4 protein-coding genes are annotated in these 5,190 nt (G+C 63.7%); 2 read left to right on the top strand and 2 right to left on the bottom strand.

What is annotated here, in order from left to right:
- Positions 1 to 76 precede the first annotated feature (76 nt).
- The gene (locus NZN28_RS13765; RefSeq protein WP_367275843.1) at positions 77 to 520 is read left to right on the top strand and encodes a GMC oxidoreductase; all 444 of its coding nucleotides are present in this window, start codon (positions 77 to 79) and stop codon (positions 518 to 520) included.
- On the opposite strand, the gene NZN28_RS13760 is transcribed toward NZN28_RS13765, so the two are convergent.
- The gene (locus NZN28_RS13760; RefSeq protein ID WP_295399098.1) at positions 509 to 1,090 is read right to left on the bottom strand and encodes a Uma2 family endonuclease; all 582 of its coding nucleotides are present in this window, start codon (positions 1,088 to 1,090) and stop codon (positions 509 to 511) included. The two genes, NZN28_RS13765 and NZN28_RS13760, sit on opposite strands and share 12 nt — an antisense overlap.
- 112 nt (positions 1,091 to 1,202) lie before the next feature.
- Here NZN28_RS13760 and typA point away from each other — a divergent pair, with 112 nt between their 5' ends.
- Positions 1,203 to 3,032: a translational GTPase TypA gene (gene typA, locus NZN28_RS13755; protein WP_295399096.1), complete on the top strand. Its 1,830-nt coding sequence runs from the start codon at positions 1,203 to 1,205 to the stop codon at positions 3,030 to 3,032.
- A 144-nt stretch (positions 3,033 to 3,176) separates the two neighbouring features.
- On the opposite strand, the gene NZN28_RS13750 is transcribed toward typA, so the two are convergent.
- A complete protein-coding gene (locus NZN28_RS13750) occupies positions 3,177 to 4,760 on the bottom strand; it encodes a hypothetical protein (RefSeq protein WP_295399094.1) in 1,584 nt (527 codons plus the stop codon).
- Between the last annotated feature and the right edge of the window lie 430 nt (positions 4,761 to 5,190).

Here is a 5,190-nt window from a genome sequence, read left to right as displayed (position 1 = left end):
CGACTAGCAGTTCCACTTTGGCCCGGCCTTCTTCAGCAACCACGGCTTCGACCGCGAGGAGGGCTATTTTTTCACCATCGGCCCCACCCTCATCGCGCCCCAGAGCCGGGGGTTCATAGCGCTCAGGAGCGCCGACCCCGAAGACGCCCCGCTGATCCAGCCCTGCTACCTGCGCGAGCCTGCCGACCTCGAGGTCTTGCAGGCCGGAATGACCCTGGCCCGCGAGATTGCGGCCCAGAAAGCCTTCGACCCCTTCCGGGGCCCGCCCCACCCCCGCCAGGCCGAGGTGCGAAGCCCGGCTGAGATAGCCGCCTACATCCGCCAGCATGCCCAGACCCTCTACCACCCTGCCGGCACCTGCAGCATGGGGCAGGTGGTGGACGAACATCTGAAGGTCTATGGGTGTGAAAACCTCTATGTGGTGGATGCCTCGGTAATGCCGGGGGTGGTGCGCGGCAATACCAACATCCCGACCCTGATGCTGGCCGAGCGGGCCGCCGACCTGCTGCTAGGGGTCTAAAGGCTGGGCCTCGGGCACGGCCAGCCCAGCATAAACCTGGGACAGGCTGAGACGGGCCTCAAGACAGGGAACCTCCAGGCTTCCTTCGTTGACCAGCTCGCTCCACCAGAGGTTCCAAGGGGTCTTCTGGTAGATTTCTACCCGGCGCTCTTCCTGCGAGACCAGCAGATAGGTTTTCAGGGTGGGGATTTTGAAGTAGGCATCGAGCTTCTCGCGCCGGTCGCGCTCAAGGGTGCTGCTAGACAAAACTTCTGCGATGAAGCAGGGCTGATGAATCTCGTGGTCGTTGGGCTCCTCGGCGCAACTGACCACCACGTCGGGGTAGTAGTAGCGGTTGAGCTGAGCGACCCAGGTGCGAACGGTTTGCACCTGAAAGGCGCAGCCCCGCGTTTTGGCAATCGGCCTGAGGGCATCGGCTATGTTCAGCACGATTTCGTTGTGCCGCTTGCTCTCACCGGCCATGGCGTAAACAAAACCATCCAGGTACTCATACCGCTGGTCGGTCTGTTTTTCGAGCTCGAGCCACTCCTCCTTGGACAGGCGCAGAGGGCGCGGGGCGCGGGCAGCCATAGGGCAATTCTAGCGTAAGGGAGCGCTGCCATATACAAAGCCCCGTTTTTCCGCTACACTGACAGGGTTGCCTGCTGTCGGCACATCAGACGGCAATCCCCCTGGAGAATCCATGGAACTCAGAAACATCGCCATTATTGCGCACGTAGACCACGGCAAGACCACCCTGGTGGATGCGATGCTCAAGCAGGCCAAGGCCCTCTCGCGCCACGACGAGGGCGGCGAGCGCATTATGGATTCCAACGACCTCGAGCGCGAGCGCGGCATTACCATTCTGGCCAAGAACACCGCGGTGGAATGGGGGGGCGTGAAGATCAACATCGTGGACACCCCCGGCCACGCCGACTTTGGCGGCGAGGTGGAGCGGGCTCTCAGCATGGTGGACGGGGTGCTCCTCTTGGTGGATGCCGCCGAAGGGCCCATGCCCCAGACCCGCTTTGTGCTGAAGAAGGCCCTCGAGGCCGGTCTCAAGCCCATTGTGGTGATCAACAAGGTGGACAAAAAGGACGCCCGGCCCGATGCGGTGCTGAACGAAACCTTCGACCTGATGGCCGAGCTGGGCGCCACCGACGAACAGCTCGACTTCCCCTACCTCTACGCGGTGGGGCGGGAGGGGACGGCCTGGCTGGGCGAGACTCCCAAGCCCGACCTGAGCGACCTCTTCGAGACCATCCTGAAGCACATCCCGGCCCCCCAGGTGGCCGAAGGCCCCTTCCAGCTTCGGGTGGCCAACCTCGACTACTCCAACTTCCTGGGCAAGATTGCCCTGGGCAAGGTGCACCGGGGAAGGGTGCGCAAGCACCAGTGGGTGACCATTTTAGGCGAGCGCGGCGCGCGCGAGCTGAAGGTGGGGGCGGTCTTCACCCACCGGGGTTTGGAGCGCCTCGAGGTCGAAGAAGCCACCCCCGGCGACATCGTGGCCATTGCCGGTATGGAGGGGGTGGAAATTGGCGACACCATCGCAGCCAGGGAGGCCCCCGAGGCCCTGCCCCGGCTGGCCGTAGACGAGCCCACGGTGAGCATCACCGTGACCCCCAACACCTCGCCTTTTGCCGGGCGGGAGGGCAAGTTCGTCACCAGCCGCCAGATTCGGGAGCGGCTTTTGAAGGAACTCGAGACCAACGTGGCCCTGCGGGTAATCGAGGTCACCCCGGACACCTTCGAGCTGCACGGGCGCGGCGAGTTGCACCTCTCGGTGCTCTTAGAAACCATGCGCCGCGAGGGCTTCGAGCTTTCGGTGGGCCAGCCCAGCGTGTTGCTCAAGGAAGTGGAGGGGCAGATTCAGGAGCCCTACGAGTACCTGGTGGTGGATGTGCCAGAGGCCCGCTTTGGCCCTGTAATGGAGGCCCTGGGCAGCCGCAAGGCCCAGATGGTGCACATGGAGCAGGAGCCAGGTCAGGTGCGCACGCACCCCGGCGGAGCCGGTACCCCTGGCGGGCGCATCCGCGCCGAGTTCACCGTACCGGCCCGGGCTTTGTTCGGCTTCCGCACCCTCTTCCTGACCCTCACCGCGGGCGAGGGCGTAATGAGCCACAACTTCCACGCCTACGGCCCGCACGTGGGCAGCCTGGAAACCCGCACCACCGGCTCGGCGGTGGCCATGGAGGCCGGGGTGGCCTATGCCTACAGCCTCTTCCGCTTGCAGGAGCGCATCCAGTTTTTCATCGAGCCTGGCACCGAGGTGTACGTGGGCATGATTGTGGGCGAGCACGTGCGCGAAAACGACCTGAACGTGAACGTCAACATCAACAAAAAGCTCACCAACATCCGCGCCGCCGGCTCCGACGAGAACATCCGGCTCATTCCCCCGCGCAAGTTTACGCTCGAGGAGGCCCTGGAGTTTCTGGCCCCCGACGAACTTCTGGAAATCACCCCCCAGAGCCTGCGCCTGCGCAAGCGGGTGCTCGACCCCAGCCAGCGCAAGCGAGCCGAGGCTGTGTAGAGCGCTCTTCACACACGATGAGCCATTCGACCTCGGGAAAGGCTTGTCCTGAACAGAGCACAAGGGCACAACCACGACGAAACCCGGCCCGAGCACAAAAAAACCCGGCAGGATGGGATGATCCTACCGGGATCAGGCCCTCTTTCAGTTCACTGTGCCCAAAGCCCCTTCAAGCTCCACGTCCTGGGTGTGGCCGCTGCGCACGTAAAGCCCGCGCCAGGCGTCCTCGGTGGTAAAAAAGCCGTCTAAGCGCAGGTCGGTGCCGGGTTTGATGTACTGCTTCAGGGGGCCGGTGCCCGAGCTGCGGTCACCCGCGATATAAGGGCCATCGCCATAGAGGTTGGTCTCAAAGTAGCCGTCGCCGTCGGGGTCGAGTTCGGGCTTGTAGCGCAGGCGCAGGTTCATGATCTGAAGGGTGCGGCGGGTGCTGGAGGAGTTGTTGGCCACCAGCTCGGTGCAGTTGAGGCTATTGCAGGCCGTGGCGGGGTTCTGGATGTCGATGCCCAGGCCAGGGCCGCTGAACTCCATGCCCAGCGCCCTGACCAGCCCGCCGTCCCACTGCTCGTAGCCCGAGTTGTTCGCCGCAGTGCGGATGCGCTTGGAGGCGCGGGTGGTGTTTTGTAGCTGCTGGCCAATCTGCTCCTGGTTCACCGGCTGGCCGGTGCGGGGGTCGGTGCAGGTGTTGGTGAAGAAGGGGTTGTCGCCCTGGTTCTGCCTCGAGGCCCCAAAGTCGCCCTTGTAGTTAAGCTCGGCCAGCTTCTCGCCGGTGCGCCAGCGGGTGGCCACCACCACCACGGTGTGGAAGCGGGCGCAGACCCGCTGGTCGGTGCTGGTCTCGGAGTGGATGTTGATGTACCAGCCAATATCGCCATCGCGGATGGCAAACCCCTTGAACCCCTCGGCCCGCTCGGGTTGGTTGTTGGTGTACTGGGCGGTGTAGAGGAAGGGGGCCTGATACCCCACCAGGCCGGGGTCGGAGTTGTGGTCGTGGCGGTAGTAGCACCAGTAAACGGGGTCAATCTGGGGGTGCCAGCTTGGGTAGTTGCGACCGTCGGGGCCCTTCGCCACCCAGAGGTTATCCAGCCAGGTGGGGCAGGTGGTGTTGGGCACGGGCCGTTCGCTGATGCCGCCGGGCAGGGCCGGCTCGGCGGAGGGCTGTCCGTTGCCCTCGGCCAGCAGCACCCAGTACTCGCCTTTGCCTTCGGGAGAACCCAGGGTCACCTCCCCGGCCCGGAAGGTGCGGGTAAAGGTGTTGAACTTCTTGCCGTCGGCAGCGGTGGTCTCGCCCCGGCGCCAGCCCGAAAGCCACAGGGCCGAGTTCTCCCAGGCCACCACCACCGTGGCCTCGCGGGTCAGGTACAGGCGCAGCCAGTCCGCACGGGTGGAGCTAGAACCGGGCGCATCCAGAATGTCCCAGCCAGCGTACTGCGTAAAGCGCGGCCCGGAGGGCTGGTTGGGGTTGTTGGGGTTGCGGTTTTTGTCGGCCTGCCGCGGCCAGTAGCGCAGGCCCCCGTAGCTGGCCCGCAACTTACCCTGTTCCTCGCTCACCACCACGTAGCGCGACAGCAGCGTAAGGGGCTGGTTGGTGGGGTGTTTGGTGAGCGGCTCGGCCAGAAACGGGCCACTCGAGCTGTCGGGGGTGGGGTTATCGGCGTATTCCCCACCACCACAGGCCCAAAGCAGCAGCCCCAGGCCGCCCAGCAGCAAAAACAACCTGATTTGTTGCATCGGTCTTCCTCCCGTAGGTCTGCTCGAGTCGGGCTAAAACCCCTTGTTCCCAAAGTACAGTGACTTTCGAGCGTTACTTTTCTGGATTAACCACAGCTTAAGAGCCAGCGCCCAAACGGCTCAGAAAGCCCTAACCCAACTCATGAACCCCGCAGGGCAACCCGGCTTCGCCCCGCCCCGGTGGGTTACCAGACCCACGCCTTTGCGCGGCACGCTGGTTTAGGGAGGTGTCCAGGCCAAAATCTTACGAAGCCGTTTTTATAGCTGCCTTTTCAACGTTGCTTTCAATGTACTGTGGTTCACCAGTAACTCACTCTAGAGCGCTCTTCACATATTGTGAGCCTTTCGAGTTGGAGAAAGCCTGGTTCTGAACAGAACAGTGGCCGCCTGGAAACTCGAAAACATGCGTCTCGGCCCAGACGCAACGCAG

The organism is Meiothermus sp. (assembly GCF_025056915.1).
Lineage (GTDB): Bacteria > Deinococcota > Deinococci > Deinococcales > Thermaceae > Meiothermus.
Note: the sequence above shows the minus strand (reverse complement) of the source record. Positions and strands in the feature narration are given on the sequence as shown.